Here is a 14,984-nt window from a genome sequence, read left to right as displayed (position 1 = left end):
GTCAAGCAGACGTGAAGTAGCGCCCCAGCATCATGATCGAACCGGTGAGCCCTCCGCTTCTCGAGCTCCGGGCCGTCTCCAAGCACTATGGCGGGGTCACCGCCCTGAGCGGCGTCGACTTCGCCTGTGAGCCGGGGAAGGTGCACGCCATCCTCGGCGAGAACGGCGCGGGCAAGAGCACCCTCATCAAGATCATCGGCGGCGTGGTCAAGCCGAGCGCCGGGGAGCTCTTGCTCCAGGGCAAGCCGGTCCGGTTCGACCACCCGATCGAGGCGAACGCCGCCGGCATCGTCTGCGTCTTTCAGGAGCTGTCCCTGATGCCGACGCTGACCGTGGCCGAGAACATCGGCATCACCATGCCGACGAACCGCCTGGGGCTCTTCGATCGGAAGGCGCAGGTCCGCAGGGCCGAGGAGCTCCTGGCGCGCGTCGGCTGCGAGGGCGTGAACCCGAACGCCTGGGTGAGCGACCTGCCGCTCTCGCGCCGCCAGATGGTCGAGATCGCGAAGGCGCTCGGCAAGGACCCGCGGCTGCTGATCCTGGACGAGGCCACCTCCGCGCTGACCAACACCGACGTCAAGAAGGTCTACGAGCTCCTGGCCGAGCTCAAGGCTCAAGGCGTCGGCATGCTCTACATCTCGCACCGCATGCACGAGATCAAGGAGCTCGCGGATGTGATGTCGGTCTTCCGCAACGGTCGGCACATCGAGACCTTCGCGAAGGGCCAGCGCAGCGACGACCAGATCGTGGAGCTCATGATCGGCCGTGACATGGGCCACGTCTTCCCGCCGAAGCCGGCGGCCCGCAGCTTCCCGGCGACGCTGCTCGAGGTGAGCGGCCTGAGCTGGGAGCGGCAGCTCGAGGACGTGTCGTTCAAGCTCGGCAAGGGCGAGATCCTCGGCATCGGCGGGCTCGACGGCCAGGGCCAGCGCGAGCTGCTCCTCGGCTTGTTCGGCGTGCTCAGGGATGTGCGCGGCGAGATCAAGATCGACGGCAAGCCGGTCAAGCTGGCGAGCCCGCGCCAGGCCAAGGACCGCGCGCACGGCATCGCCCTCGTGCCGGAGGACAGGAAGACCGAAGGCCTGATGTTGCCGATGTCCATCGCCACGAACCTGTCGCTGGCGTCGCTCGACAGGTTCACGAGCGGCGTGGTGCTCGACCGCCGGCGCGAGGCCGCGCGCGTCGACGAGATGGTGCGCCGCATCCAGATCAAGATCGGCTCGCCCGACCACCCGGTGTCGTCGCTGTCCGGGGGCAACCAGCAGAAGGTCGTGCTGGCCAAGTGGCTCATGACGGAGCCGCGGCTGCTGATGCTCAACGATCCCACCCGCGGCATCGACGTCGGCACGAAGCAGGAGATCTACCAGCTGCTCCGCGAGCTGGCGGACGCCGGCACGTCCATCCTCTTCTACAGCACGGACTACGACGAGCTGATCGGCTGCTGTGATCGCGTGCTCATCCTTTACCGGAACCGCGTGCAGGGCGAGCTCGTGGGGCCCGACATCACCGAAAAGAACATCCTGGACCTGGCCCTCGGTCTGCGCGGCGGGCCTGAGCCCGCGAAGCGCGGAGACGAACGCGCGCCATCGGAGGCACGATGAAGGACTGGAAGCTCCGCCTGCGCCAGAACCAGGGCCTGCTCGTGGCCGTCGGTCTGTGCATCTTGTTCTACGGGCTCTACTCGCTGTCGCATCCCAAGGGCTTCAGCGCGCCGCTGATCGGGCAGAACGCCAACGAGTCGTTCGTGCTGGTGGCGGCGGCCATGGCCCAGACGATCCCCGTGCTGACCGGCGGCCTGGATCTGTCGGTGGGCGCGGTGATCACGCTCGTCAACTGCGTGGCCTCGCACGTCCTTGCGGGCAGCGCGCTCACGATGTTCCTGGGCATCCTGCTGTGCCTGGCCGTGGGCATGGCGGCGGGCCTGCTCAACGGCTGCCTCGTGGTCTATGGCCGCCTGCAACCGATCATCGCCACCCTGGCCTCGGGCACGATCTTCCTCGGCGTCGCGCTGTTCCTGAGACCGACGCCCGGCGGCCAGGTCGACGGCGATCTGGCGTTCGCCGCCACCTTCGATCTCAACGAGCTGCTGCAGGTCGCGGGCGCCGCCCCCCTCGACGGCGCGCTCGGCTTCGTCGGCCAGATCCCGTCGCCCGCGATCTGGATGGCGCTGCTCGCGCTGCTCTGGGCCTACTACCGCCGCACCCGCTACGGCCTCGGCGCTTATGCCGTCGGCGCGTCGCAGGAGGCGGCGTACATGTCGGGCGTCCGCATCAAGCGCGTCAAGCTGGCCGCGTACACGCTGTCGGGGTTCTTCGCCAGCGTCGGCGGCCTCTACCTCGCGCTGCAAACGACGTCGGGCAACGCCGACATCCCGCAAGCCGGCTCCTACACGCTGAACTCCATCGCCAGCGTCGTGATCGGGGGCACCTCGTTGTACGGGGGGATCGGCGGCGCCATCGGATCGCTCTTCGGCGCGCTGGTGCTCCGCTCCGTCGCCTTCAACTTCCGCGTCTTCGACGAGGGCTCGGCGCTGGGCCTCCTCGCCAACCCGCTCTACCAGCCGCTGTTCGAGGGCCTCATCCTGCTCGCGGCCGTCTGCCTCGGCGCGCTCTGGGTCATCCGCGTCAAGAACCGGCTGCACGTCTTCAGGTGAGCTCGATGCAACAGCCCCTCTCCCTCAAGAGCCGACTCGGCGAGATCGACAAGCCGACCTGGTACGCGCTGCTGTCGATCGGCGTCGTCCTCGTGTGCGGCTCGATCGGCACGCTGGTCACCCAGGGCACGCTGAGCTTCCTGAGCCCGTATTACATCCTGCAACAGCTGCAGATCGCGGCCTTCCTGGGCGTGGCCGCCACGGGCATGATGATCGTGATCCTGCTCGGTCACATCGATCTCTCGCTGCCGTGGGTGCTCACCTCGAGCGCCATGCTGGCCGCGGGGATGGGCGGCTGGGCCGCGTTGCCCTGCGGCCTGGCCGTCGGCGCCGCCGCGGGTCTCTTGAACGGGCTCGGCGTGGCCTACCTGCGCGTGCCCTCGATGATCTTCACGCTGGGCACGAACACCGTGCTTCAGGGGCTGATGGTGCTCTACACGGGCGGCTTCGCTCCGCGCAGCGAGGCACCGGCGTGGATGGAGGTCCTGGCCGTGGGCAAGACGCTCTCCATCCCGAACTCGCTGTTCGTCTGGATCCTGGTCGGCGGCGTCGCCACGTTCGTTCTGAAGAGGACCGCGCTCGGCCGCTACATCTATGCCGTGGGCAACCAGGAGCAGGCCGTCTACCTCTCGGGCGTCAGAACGCACCTGGTGCTGATCGGCGCGTTCGTGATGTGCGGCGTGTGCTCCGCCATGACCGGGATGCTGCTCGCAGGTTTCTCGCACAAGGCCTACCAGGCCATGGGCAACGATTACCTCATGCCGGCCATCGCCGCGGTGGTGATCGGCGGGACCAACATCATGGGCGGGCGCGGGACGTACCTCGGCACCGTCCTCGGCACCATCCTCATCGTGCTGCTCCAGAGCATGCTCAGCGTGCTGCAGATGCCCGAGGCCGGCCGCCAGATCATCTACGGCGCCGTGATCATCGCCATGCTGCTCGTCTACGGCCGACAGCATCAGGAGGGGCGATGACTAGCGCCCGGCGCCGCGGGTGTTCAGGTAGACAGAGTACAGCGAGGTCGTGCCGCAGATGAACAGGCGGTTGCGCTTGGCGCCGCCGAAGCAGACGTTGGACACGGTCTCCGGGATCAGCACCTTTCCGAGGAGCGCGCCGTCGCTCGCGTGGCAGTGCACGCCGTCGCCGGCCGACAGCCACAGGTTGCCGTGCACGTCGACGCGGAAGCCGTCGTATAAGCCGACGGGGCAGGTCGCGAACACCTCGCCGCCGGTCAGCGTGCCCTTCGCGTCGACGCGGAACTTGCGCACGTGGTGCGGGCCGTCCTTCACGTGCGTCGCGCCGGTGTCGGCGATGTACAGCAGCGACTCGTCCGGCGAGAAGGCGAGGCCGTTGGGCTGCACGAAGTCGTCCGCGGCGACCGTCAGCGCACCCGAGGCCGGGTCGAGGCGGTAGACGCGCTGCGCGCCCTGCTCGCTCGGCGACGCGTCGCCTTCGTAGTCGCTGTCGATGCCGTAGCTCGGGTCGCTGAACCAGACGCTGCCGTCGGACTTCACGATCACGTCGTTCGGCGAGTTCAGCCGCTTTCCCTCGAAGTGCGACGCGAGCACCGTGCGCGAGCCGTCGTGCTCGGTGCGCGAGATGCAGCGGCCGCGGTGCTCGCAGGACACGAGGCGGCCCTGCAGGTCGACCGCGTGGCCGTTGGAGTTCATCGCGGGCTGGCGGAACACCGAGACCGAGCCGTCGGTCTCGTCCCAGCGCATCATGCGGTCGTTCGGGATGTCCGACCAGACGAGGTAGCGCCCCGCCGGGAACCACGCCGGCCCCTCCGCCCAGCGGCAGCCCGTGTACAGCTTCTCGACGTGCACGTGCGGGAACGCGAGCTTGCGGAAGCGCGCGTCGATTACCTGGAAGCTCGGGGTCAGCTCGATGACCATCGGGTTCTCCTTCTAGCCGGTCCGGACCTGCCGCGTCACCGTCGCGAGGACGAGCTGCGTCACGCGGCGCATGAAGCCATAGTCGAGCGTCTCTGGGGTGTCCGTCGGGCGATGGTAGTTCGGGTTGCGGAACTCCGCCGTGTCGGTCCACAGCATGGCGGGGATCTTCGCCTTCCAGAACGGCGAGTGATCGCTCCGGTGGAGCACGGGGAGCCACTCTTCGAGGCCGAGGTAGACCTTGAGGCCCACGACCGGCAGCTCGGGGACCAGCGCCTCTGCCTGCTTCGCGGCGAGCTCCACGAGGTGGTTCGACCGGTGGTTCGTGAGCAGCCCGATGAAGTCGCCGACGTCCGGCGCCCCGGCGACCGGGACCGGCATCCGCTGGGATCCCGGCTCGTGGCTCGCGTAGCCGACCATCTCCAGCACGTGCACGGCGGCGATCGGCGCCCCGCCCTGCGATCGACGGCGCGCCACGAACTCGACGCTGCCGAGCAGCCCGTCCTCCTCGCCGTTCCAGGCCACGAAGCCCACCGGCGGGGCCGGCTCGAAGCGCGAGAGCGCCCTCGCGCAGGCGAGCATCGCGGCGATCCCGCTCGCGTTGTCGTCGGCGCCGGGCGTGTCGGGCACGCTGTCGTAGTGCGCCCCGACGAGGATCATCGGGCGATCGCCCGGGTCCCGGGGCGTCGCGACAACGTTCCCGAGCTCGCCCTCGATCTCGACGGCGTAGCCCCGCTCCTCCAGCGCGGCGGCGACGTACTGCGCCGCGCGGCGGTTCTCCGCGCGCTGGCGGAACATGTGCCGCGGCCTCGCGAGCGCGACGATCGCGTCGAGCAGCTCCGCCTCGCTGACCGACGCGAGCGCGTCGATGAGGCTGCCGTGATCGCCCATGGCCTTCGTGCGTCTCAGCTCCATCGCGGGGCTCCTCCTGCTACCGGCGGAGTGTAGCCGAGCCCTACCCCTCCCCTCACCCTTCCCCGCTGTTCGGCCGCGGCAAAACGACCGCAACGGTCACCCGAGCGGGTGCACTTCGTACCTCGGAACGCTGATGATCCCCTCGTCGCTCACGAGGCCGCACAGCGCCGGGTCGAGCAGGACGTCGGCCACGCAGCGCTGATCCGACCCGAGGGCCATCAGGCCGCCGATCAGCCGCACCCCGTGGCTGTAGTCGGCGTAGGTGTCCTCGTGCGGCAGCCGCCGCCGGAGCGACGTGTCCAGCGGCTGCCACGGCTTGCCGTCCGCCTTGTAGAAGCCGAAGATCGCCAGCCGGCGCGCGTGGTGGTGCAGCCGGTTGGTCACCACGACGTCCTTCTTGTGTCCGGCGAGCAGCTCGCCGAGCTCGCCGACCCGGTGCTGCTCGATGGCCAGGTGGTGGTCACGAAAGCGCTCCACCTTGGTGCCGTCCTCGGGATCGAACGGGATGGCCGTCTGCTTCCGCGAGGCGGCATAAATGTCCTTCACGAGCTTCTTCGTCGGCAGCACGCAGCCGCACGCATCCGCGACGCGCTGGGCGGTGACGCCGGTGAGCGGCATGCGCAGGAAATCGGTGTCCGGGCCGATCGCCAGGTAGTCGGCGCACACGTACGCGACGCCCCGCTTTCCGTCGGGCGCCTCGACCGTGACGCGATGGAAGCGGCGCAGGAAGCTGGGCACGTTCCCCCGCAGCACCTCCTGGAGGAAGAGCTCTTCCCGCGCCGCGAGCGACAGGCCCCGGACCTGCTCGTAGAACCTCGTGCCGGTGAGCGCGCCCGGATCGCGCGGCGGCAGCCAGTCGAGGCCCGTCCCGTCGAACACGGGCGCCAGACGCGCGGACCCGGGCTGCGCCTGGCTCGACGCGAAGAACGCCACGGCGCCCCCGGCGTCGTTCGCCCGAGCCGCCGCGACCGGCTCGGGGGTGGCGGTCACCGTGAACCGGAAGCCGCTCTGCGCGAACGTGTAGCTGCGAACGCCGGCCGCGTCGTGGCCCGGGGTCGCCATCGCCGTCGACCCGCTCGCCGCTCCCTGGACCTCTGCCTGCGGCCCCGCCGCGCGCGCCGCGCCTCCCGCGGCCGCCCCCTGGCCGACGATGCCCAGGAGCGCGCGGCCCAGCGCGCGCGGCAGCTCGAGCGCGCAGGGCGGGCGCGGCAGCGCGCGCTGCATGGCGTCGCGCGTCTCGGGCCCGACCGCGCCGGTCACGGGCAACCCCATCTCCTGCTGGAAGATCCGCGTGGCCGCCTCGGTCTCCTCGCCGAAGTCGCCGTCCGCGCCGGACTGCGGCAAGAGCCCGGCACGCCACATCAACAGGTGCTGTTGCCAGGCCTTCACCTCGGGCCCCTTGGCGCCGCGCGCGAGCCCGCCGCCGGGCGGCGCGGCGCCGTAGTCGAGGCCCGGGATCCGGCCCGCGTGCGTCCAGCCGCGGTCCAGCGCCGGGAACACGCCGACGCCGTGCGCGGTGTCGCGCGCCTCGATGGTGCGGCCGTCGCCCAGGCTCATGGCCACGTGGGCGTGCTCGGGGCGCCCGCCCGTGAACGGGTCTGTCGAGAAGCGGAACAGGAGGGCGCCGCGGGTCGCGATCGCCGTGTCCACCGGCATGAGCAGCCGCGCCGCCTTCACGTGGCGCGCCTGCATCCAGGAGCCGTCAGGCATCGCAGGCTCGACGGCGAGCTGGGCGCAGCCCCACTCGATGAGCTCGGAGCAATCGAATGCGGAGGGGTTGGGATCGGTCAGGCGCACCTCGTGCCCGAAGATGTATCTGTCATCCGCTTGCGAGAGCAGCTTCTGGCAGAGCGCGTCGGCCGTAGGCAGCGGCTCAGACGTCTCAGACGTCACGGACCCGGCCTCGAGCCGGGCGAGGCGCCGCAGATCGCTCACCGTTCCATTGAACAGGTTGGCGTCCACGGTGTTGGTCCGGACGCCCGGCATCACGGCCTTGGCGGTGATCTGCCAGAACGACCACGCAGACCAGGGGTCCCAGGCCCTGAGCGGCTTCCTGTGCGCCCAGTCCGCCCATTCCTTCGGGTTGGCCGGCGGCCTCGCCCGCACCGAGTCGAGGCCATAGGTATAGTTCGCGATCCAGAGCGGGCAGTCGACGAACTCGGAGCTGCCGCCGAGGTGATCGCGCCAGAAGTCGTGGCGGGTATAGAGGATGACCGAGCGGCCCGGGTAGCGCGACTTCACCTCCTGGACGAAGCGGCGGGTCCACACCTGAAGAGCCAGGGTGTCCTGCGACGTCCAGACATGGCCGCTGTTGCCCGCGTGCTGCGTCTCCTCGAGATCGAGCACGATGTCGAGCTCCCCGGGCTCGAGGTCGCCGACCGCGCTGCAGAGCTTCTGCGCCTGCTCGGCCGCGTCGAGGCGCGGCAACGCATAGTGATAGTACCCTCGGAGGAGCCCGCAGCGCGCGGCCTCGGCCCGGTTGGTCGCGAACTTCCTGTCGACCCCCTCCGTCCCGAACGTCGCCCGGATGAAGACGAAATCGAGCCGTGAGGCGAACGCGTCCCACTGGATACTTCCCTGGTGGACCGAAACATCAGCTCCGCTCAACATAGGCTCTCACCTCCCCCGCACGCGCAGAGCGCAGCCTCGTGCCCGAGAGCCGTGCCCTGCGTGCGCGCCCTCACGCTCATGTCGCGCCGCCCGGGCGATGTGATCCCCCGGGGTAGTTCAATTGCTATCGCAGGGCGGGGTGTCCGTCGAGCAAGGTCGACGCCGCGGAGCATCCGTCCGTGCGGTCATCATGGCTGTGGCGACGACAGGGAGGCGGCGTTCAGCGCGGAGGCTTCCGCCGTTCTTCTTCTGGCCTCTATCACTCATCGGAGAGGTCCACTGTCGTCTCATCGCAGCACCTCTTGAGTTCACGATAAGGCGCAAGCCGAAACCCACCGATGACGTCACACCGGGACTGTTGGAGTCGAGACACAGAACAAATCTCTCGTAATGAGAACTTGTTTCATCCCTCACCTTCGCCGATGCGGTCTGCCGCTGGAGGCAGGCGCGTGAGAAAGATGCTGAGCGCCGGGAGAACGACTCTCGGTCGTGATATAGGGATCGCTCCATGTCGAACGGGGCGCCTCATCCATCCACCTTCGAGCTTCGCGCTGGCTCTCTCGCAGCCCGAGACCTCACAGTGCTCGCGTTTCGCGGTCGCGAGTCCATCTCGCGCGGCTACCGGGTCGACATCGACGTTGCCGTGTCGTTCGCCGATCCGGCAGCCTTCGAGCCGCAGATCCTCGAGCAGCCGATGCATCTCGCGCTGCAGGGCGAGGGCGCTCCGCTCCGCGTCTTTCATGGCGTCTGCACCCACGTGGCATGGAGCGCCGCGCTCGACGACGGCCGGAGCGCGTACCGGCTCCGTCTCGCCTCGCGCCTGTCGCTGCTCGGCAGGCGCCGCGCGAGCCGCATCTTCCAGGACAGGACCGTCGACGAGATCGTCGACCTCGTCCTGGAGGAATGGCGCATCCCCCGCCGCTTCGCGCGGGTCCGCGCAGCTCCGAAGCGCGCCTATTGCGTGCAGTACCGCGAGACCGACCGCGACTTCGTGACGCGCCTCCTCGCGGAGGAAGGCCTCTTCTACTATTTCGAGCACGACCCCGGCGAAGGCGCCGAGCGGATGGTGATCGGCGACGACGCGAGCATCTATCCGCCGATCCCCGGCGCCCCGCGGCTCCTTCACAGGAGCGCGCCGGCAGGGACCGGCGCCCTCACGCCCGGCGAGGACCACGTCCAGCGGTTCGTCGCGGAGCGCTCCGTCCGGCCGACGTCAGCCGTCGTCCGCGACTACGACTTCGAACGTCCGCTGTTTCACCCCTCCTCGTCGGCGAGGACGGCACAGCTCGACGGCGGCGGCGGTGCGGACGACGGCCGGTACGAACACTACGAGCACCATGGCGACTACGAGAAGGTGGAGGTCGCTCGCGAGGACGCCGCGATCCGGCTGGAACAGCTGCGCCGGAAGGCCGTTGTCGCCCGCGGGGAGAGCGCGTGCCGGCGGCTCGTGCCCGGCCACCGCTTCTTCCTGGAAGAGCACGACGTGGCGGCGTACGACCGGGGCTGGGTCGTGACGCGCGTCGACCACGAGGGTGAGGCGCCGCAGGTCTCGGGCGCTTCGCCCACCTACCGCGCCCGCTTCGCCTGCGCGCCGGACACGGTTTGCGTAAGGCCGCGCCCCGCGCCGCGGCGCATCCAGCAGGTCGTCGAGACCGCGACCGTCGTGGGCCCGCCGGGCGAGGAGGTGCATACCGACGCCTTCGGGCGCATCAAGGTCCAGTTTCACTGGGACCGCGAGGGCCAGGGGGACGACCGGAGCTCGTGCTGGATCCGCCACGCCGAGCTCTGGGCGGGGCGCGGCTTCGGCACCCAGTTCGTCCCGCGCGTCGGCATGGAGGTGGTCGTCTCGTTCCTCGGCGGCGACGTCGATCGCCCGATCGTCACCGGCTGTGTCGCCAACGCGGTGAACCGCGCGCCGTTCCAGCTCCCGGAGGCCAGGACCCGGAGCGGCGTGAAGACGCGGAGCAGCCCCACCGGCGGCGGCCACAACGAGCTCAGCTTCGAGGACCGGAAGGGCGGCGAGCTCGTCCACCTGCGCGCCGAGCGCGAGCTCGACGTCCGCGTCGGGACCGATCAGCGGGTCGGTGTCGGCGGCGACCGCTCTGTCATGGTGGCCAGCCGCGACGCGCTCGACACCGGCGATCGGCTCACGAAGGTTCGTCGCGACGACGACCTCGAGGTCGAGGGCCGGAGGAGTGTCCGCGTCTTCGGCGAGAGCGAGGAGCACGTGCTCGGGAGCCGCGCGCTGCGTGTCGAGGGGATCGACAAGACGAGCCTCCTCGGCGGCTCGGAGCTCACCGTCGAGGGTCCGTCCATCCTCCGCGTCACGGGCGAGTACAGCATCGACGTCGGCACGGGCGACGACGCGGGCGCGGCGCAGATCAACGTCTCGGGCTCGCTGGTGCTCGGCGGCTCGAAGTCGCTGCGCCTCATGACGCAGGGGAGCCTCACCCTCTCCGCGGGCGAGAGCTCCCTCGAGATCAGCCCGGAGGGGATCCGGATCATGGCCGGCCGGGTGGAGATCGCCGGCACACAGGCGCTTTCGCTGGCGGGCAAGGGACCGACCCTGTCGCTCGGGGAAGAGGCGGAGCTCGCCGCCAAGAAGATCCGCATGTTCTCCACCGACGCGGCCCTGGAGCTCGACGAGGACGCCGCGCTGTGGGGCAAGCTGGTGAAGCTGAACTGCTCGCGCGACGAACCGCCGCCCGGCGGCGACGAGGACGAGGCGAGGACGAAGCCGTTCAAGGTGCAGCTCACGGACGAGGAGCTTGAGCCGTACGCGGGCAAGCGCTACCAGCTCGTCGCCGAGGGCCGGCTGTTCGAGGGCGAGACGGACGTGGACGGGGCGATCGCGGTGGAGATCCCGGAGACGGCGCAGCTCGTCGAGATCACGATGTGGCCAGGGAAGTACCCGACGGGCCCAAGGAAGAAGTGGACCGTGCGCGTCGCCGCGCTGCCCGAGGCGACGACGGTGGAAGGGGCGCTGCGACGGCTGAAGAACCTCGGCTACTATGAGGGGGCGATCAAGGAGAATCCTCCGGCGGACAAGGGGTTCCGGGCGGCGCTCGCGTGGTTCCAGAAGGATCACGAGCTCGGAGAAACAGGGGAGCTCGACGCGCAGACGGCGAGCGAGCTCGCGCGAGTACACGGCAGCTGAGGAGATCGAGATGGCGGACGGGAACCAGGGCGGTGGTGGGCCGGCGCAGGCGCCGGCTGGGGATTTCCTGACGAAGCTCTCCGAGGCGTACCCCTACGGGGACGAGCCGCCGCGGCTGACGGTCGCGATCAACGACATGGCCGCGGGGGCGCCGGACGGCACCGTGTTCGGCGACGACGGGGTACGACCGGTGAGCCACGAGGTGCCGGAGGGCGCGCTCTCCCGGCCGGAGACCATCGGCGATGTGCTCGCGTGGATCGACCAGCGGATCCGAGTTTTTCCCATGGATCAGGTGTGGCTCACGCAGGCCGGGCCGCTGATGAACTGGTGCGCCGACCCCAAGGAGGAGCAATGGGCCCAGGCGGTCACGGAGATCCTCTTCGGCGCCACGTATGGCAACCTCGGAGGCTCCTACGACATGGGGACGAGGAAGGGCGTGGCGGGGTTCCCCGTTTCGGAGAACTGGGAGACGTACATCTTCAGCCGGATCCAGCGGCGGTACCGGAGCACGCTCACGCGGGAGTCGAAGAGGTACAAGGTCACGTATGGGCATTACAACATCGAGTCCTGGCTGACACCAGAACCGATTCGCGACGACCTGGAGACCGCTCAGCCGCAGGGAGAAGCATCGAGCCCCCCCGACGGCTCAGGGCCCCCCGACGACTCGCTGCGGGTCAAAGACGAGGAGGCGCCGGTCGTGGGCCCGATGAAGGACGGCAGGCTGCTCGAGGACCCCATGGCGCCTCGTTGGAAAGAGCAGAAGAACGATGATCCGGCCGTGCCGATCGTCGTCGCCTGCCAGCACCTTGCGACCTACGGAGCGCTGACGCGTGGCTTTCGCATCGAGCACCTGGACAGCATCGGCTACGCAGCCCAGTTCGCGACTGGAAGCTTCGCCATCTTCTCAGGAAAGCCTGCGGCCCCCGCCGATGAGCCGCCCCCGCAGGGCGGGCGCTGGTACACCCTCCATTCCGCTGCTACGGACAAGGCGAGCGCGGGGCCGGATGCAGGAGCATCGTCTCCGCCCGTCGCGTACGAGGACCTGCTCACGGTCGAGCGCGCCAGGCAGCTCTCGCCGCCGCTCGCGCCAGGGACCATATTCGTGTTCGATCCTGACGCCGGAGCCCAGAAGGTCACGCTCTATCTGAGCAGGTACGAGGACGAATGCATTCCTGAAAAGGTCCTCCTGAAGCACTTCGCGGCGCGCAAGACGCCCGGAGCGCAGCAGGTCGAGAGCGCCTATTCGCAGAAAGACAGGGTGGCCCCCGACTACCAGCAAGAGCTGGATCTCGCCAGGCCGAAGGAAGATCCCGGGCTTCTCAGGGATATCCGGATCCTCGAGAAAGCTGGACAGATGGTGCTTGCGGAGCAAAAGCGCGCTCAGATGCAAGAGAAGCTGAACAAAGGCCTCGCCGAATGGGAGCGTCAGAAGGCGCTGGCGCTCGACACCAGAACGAAGGCCATCGTCATCGATCTCAAGAAGCAGCTCGACGGTTCGCATATCCACTACGTGCTCCGGGTGCACAAGGACAAGCCGCTCGTGCAGCTCATGGACACCGGCAACGGCTCCAATTTCTGGGCGAAGATCAAGGGGGAGAGCCGGGAGAGCCCGGGGCGGGGAGCGCTCGTCGAGTTCATGCAGGTCGGCATCGTCGACGGAGGCGCACAGAACAAGGTCGGCCCAGGGCAGATGCTCGGCTTCTGCGGCATGGGCGTCACGCCGCCTCCTCCCGAAGATCTCGGCGAGATGGCCGCCTTCATCAAGAAGGCGCGTCCGATCGGCCTGTTCCGCCTTGTCCTGACGCTGCGGCCCAGCAAGGCGGTGATGATACCGGACGACGTGCTCTACGTGAGCCGGCTCGCACGCATGTACGGCGGCTCCCTGGAGCAGAACTACACCATCGCGCAGATGCTCTGGGGGATCAGGAACACCCCCGGCTTCACGAACTTGCAGCCGTGGGTCATCTTCTTCATGCCGCACGGGGTCCTCGCCCGGTCGATGTGGGCACACGGCGGGCGCGAGATGACGCTGAGCATGTTCATGTCTGAAGTCGCACCCAAGTACAAGAATCAGCTCGGCGATCCTGCAAACCTGATATTGTACAAGCACTACTTCCCCGCCGTGGTGATCACGAACAGCGGGCGGCAGCAAGCGGACTACGCGGGCAAGGCGCACTTCCAATGCCGATGGAAGTACATGTCAGGTAGCTCAGGCGGGCCAGAACAGAGCGCCGCCTGGCCCAAGGCGATCGAGAACAAGCTCAAGGAGACCGCCTGGAATGGCATCTATTGGCATCCAAGGTTCGGCACCGGGGCAGCGGCCAGGGAGCGAATCGACGCGCTCACGCCCTCGATGTTCCTGGACGGGGCGCCCTCGCTCACAGGAGACGGCGATGCTCAAGCGTCTGCCTGACGGCTCGGCCTTCGTCGCGGCGGCTCTCTCGGTGCTGCTGACCGGATGCGGTGGATCGAGCGTGCCGTCGAGGGACTCCGATGCGCGGCAGGTCGTCGCGCTGCCGCCGCCGGCCCCGAGCGCTGCGCCGCTCGAGCCGGCGAAGGCTCCGGACATCGTGCTCTTCTCCTTGCCGCCGGCGGAGGATCCCTCGGCGGACCTTCTGCGCTGCGAGCGGGGGGACATGGAGGGGTGCCGCGCTGCGGGCTGGCTATTCCTCCACGGCTTCGGCGTGGCGGAGGATGCGTCACGCGCGGATGAGCTCTATACGAAAGCATGCAAAGGCAAGAACACCAAGTCGTGCATGCAGTTCGCCGTGGAGTACTACCATGTTCACGACTGGCCGATCAAAGCGACGGCAGAGCTGGTGGAGGCTGTTCACCACAAGATGGCCTGTGATCACGGCGAACAGCAGGGCTGCCTGGCCCTCGCCCTGGATGTGCTCCGTCATCCGAAGGAGCTGAGCATCTTTCAGGACACCGTGGGCAAGACCGCACAGAAGACCGCGGAAGACGCCTGCGCGGCGTCCCACATCGCCGCGTGCTCGACGCTGATGGAAGCGGCCCAGCGGAGCGGAGACAAAGCCCGCGCGGAGACCTTGGCGATGACGCTCCGCACGATGTGCGGCGCGGGCGAGATGGGCGCGTGCTGGCCCGTGCTCCGCTACCCCTGGTCGGACAGGACGCCGGCCGAGCGGAAGAGCTACACGAAGGACCTCGGCCACAAACTCTGCAGGTTCTCCCAGGCCGAGTGCCGCGCCGGCCGGGGAGCCTGCTCGCTCGCGATGGGCTGTGTCGATGAGGACGGCTTTGAACCGCAAGGACCGGAAGCCGTGGCGGAGTTCACCTACCGCGCGTGCGCCGTCAGCCGCGACTTCAAGCGGTGCGAGGAGCTGGCGGAGTTGTTCGAGCGCGGCAAGGGCGTGCCCAAGGACCCGGAGAAGGCGAGCTTCTTCGACATGGCCGCCTGCCAGCACGGCCGCGACCTGGCGTGCGATCGCATGGCGGGGCGTATCCGGAAGCAGGGGAGCGGACCCGAGGTCGACAAGAAGCTCTTCGAGGTCACGAAGCTGGGCTGCCGCATCGACAATCGCGACGTCGGTTGGCTGATGAGCTGCGAGCGGCTCGCGGAGATGTACGAGACCGGCCGCGGGACGCAGAAGGACGTCGAGAAGGCGGTGGAGCTCTTCACGGCGGTGTGCCCCTACCGAGCAGAGTCGTGCGACAACCTGCGCCGCATGAAGAGGCCCGTCCCGCCCGACGCGGACGGGCCGTGACGAGGGAGAGCCAACGTGAGCGGAAAGGA

Annotated in this window: 9 protein-coding genes; 6 read left to right on the top strand and 3 right to left on the bottom strand. The window is 68.9% G+C overall.

The window, feature by feature from the left end:
* The first annotated feature begins 32 nt into the window (after positions 1-32).
* The 3 genes from WME95_RS44945 to WME95_RS44935 are packed head-to-tail and all read left to right on the top strand — an operon-like array spanning position 33 to position 3,627.
* Entirely contained in the window at positions 33-1,601 is a 1,569-nt protein-coding gene (locus WME95_RS44945; protein WP_437905349.1) for a sugar ABC transporter ATP-binding protein, read from the top strand.
* Positions 1,598-2,653 (top strand): ABC transporter permease, encoded by a 1,056-nt coding sequence (locus WME95_RS44940; protein WP_437546954.1) that lies wholly within the window; start codon positions 1,598-1,600, stop codon positions 2,651-2,653. The genes WME95_RS44945 and WME95_RS44940 overlap by 4 nt, the downstream gene beginning before the upstream one ends.
* A 5-nt stretch (positions 2,654-2,658) precedes the next feature.
* Positions 2,659-3,627 carry an ABC transporter permease gene (locus WME95_RS44935; protein WP_437546952.1) on the top strand — a complete coding sequence of 323 codons (969 nt, stop codon included), beginning with the start codon at positions 2,659-2,661 and terminating at the stop codon, positions 3,625-3,627.
* On the opposite strand, the gene WME95_RS44930 is transcribed toward WME95_RS44935, so the two are convergent.
* The 3 genes from WME95_RS44930 to WME95_RS44920 all read right to left on the bottom strand — a co-directional run bounded on the left by WME95_RS44930 (position 3,628) and on the right by WME95_RS44920 (position 8,070).
* A complete protein-coding gene (locus WME95_RS44930) occupies positions 3,628-4,548 on the bottom strand; it encodes an SMP-30/gluconolactonase/LRE family protein (RefSeq protein WP_437905346.1) in 921 nt (306 codons plus the stop codon).
* Positions 4,549-4,560: 12 nt separating this feature from the next.
* Positions 4,561-5,460, bottom strand: coding sequence for a M20/M25/M40 family metallo-hydrolase (locus WME95_RS44925; RefSeq protein ID WP_437905345.1), 900 nt, complete (start codon positions 5,458-5,460; stop codon positions 4,561-4,563).
* A gap of 96 nt (positions 5,461-5,556) precedes the next feature.
* Positions 5,557-8,070, bottom strand: coding sequence for a GH25 family lysozyme (locus tag WME95_RS44920; RefSeq protein ID WP_437905344.1), 2,514 nt, complete (start codon positions 8,068-8,070; stop codon positions 5,557-5,559).
* Between the two features lie 508 nt (positions 8,071-8,578).
* On the opposite strand from WME95_RS44920, the gene tssI reads away from it, so the two are divergent.
* From tssI to WME95_RS44905, 3 genes are read left to right on the top strand one after another with little or no spacing between them, the layout of a single operon-like run.
* Entirely contained in the window at positions 8,579-11,227 is a 2,649-nt protein-coding gene (gene tssI / locus WME95_RS44915; RefSeq protein WP_437905343.1) for a type VI secretion system tip protein TssI/VgrG, read from the top strand.
* A gap of 10 nt (positions 11,228-11,237) precedes the next feature.
* Positions 11,238-13,640 carry a hypothetical protein gene (locus WME95_RS44910; protein WP_437905342.1) on the top strand — a complete coding sequence of 801 codons (2,403 nt, stop codon included), beginning with the start codon at positions 11,238-11,240 and terminating at the stop codon, positions 13,638-13,640.
* Positions 13,621-14,955 carry a hypothetical protein gene (locus WME95_RS44905; RefSeq protein ID WP_437905341.1) on the top strand — a complete coding sequence of 445 codons (1,335 nt, stop codon included), beginning with the start codon at positions 13,621-13,623 and terminating at the stop codon, positions 14,953-14,955. Before WME95_RS44910 ends, WME95_RS44905 begins: the two co-directional genes overlap by 20 nt.
* Positions 14,956-14,984: the final 29 nt, after the last annotated feature.

Origin of the sequence: Sorangium sp. So ce327 (assembly GCF_051530205.1) — a bacterium.
Lineage (GTDB): Bacteria > Myxococcota_A > Polyangia > Polyangiales > Polyangiaceae > Sorangium > Sorangium cellulosum_B.
This window is presented reverse-complemented; position numbering and strand designations above follow the sequence as displayed.